General features: G+C 43.3%; 1 protein-coding gene. It reads right to left on the bottom strand.

The annotated features are described in order from the left end of the window. Window positions 1-404, bottom strand: a 404-nt coding sequence (locus Q4528_RS12760; protein ID WP_303521845.1) for a glycine betaine ABC transporter substrate-binding protein, incomplete at both ends; no start/stop codon positions are given.

Raw genomic sequence — 404 nt, 5'->3', positions numbered from 1 at the left:
GCTTTACCATCATCTAAAATGGCACCCATTACTTGGTTTTCCATCGTCAATGTAAAGGTCATATTGTTAAGTAACGCACCCAAGTTAGGGCAATCACTACTTAAGTTTGCACGAGTTACAGTTTGTACTGTTGCTCCACCGTAGTTAGGGCCAAAATAGTTATCGCCACCAGTTAAGTAGTTCATTTCAATAGACGAGTTCATTGGGTGAGGTTCCCATCCCAAGAAAGCGATAAATTGATTGCGCTTAACGGCACGCCGTACTTGGCTCATTACGCCTTGCTCGCCCGATTCAACTAACCTCCATTTCCCTAGATCAAAGTCTCCTTTATCGATCATATCTTGCAGCAATTGGTTAGCTGGTGCGCCTGCTTCAATGCCGTAAATACGCTCATCAAATTTATC

Source organism: Staphylococcus pasteuri (assembly GCF_030547725.1).
In the GTDB taxonomy this organism is placed as follows: domain Bacteria; phylum Bacillota; class Bacilli; order Staphylococcales; family Staphylococcaceae; genus Staphylococcus; species Staphylococcus pasteuri.
Note: the sequence above shows the minus strand (reverse complement) of the source record. Positions and strands in the feature narration are given on the sequence as shown.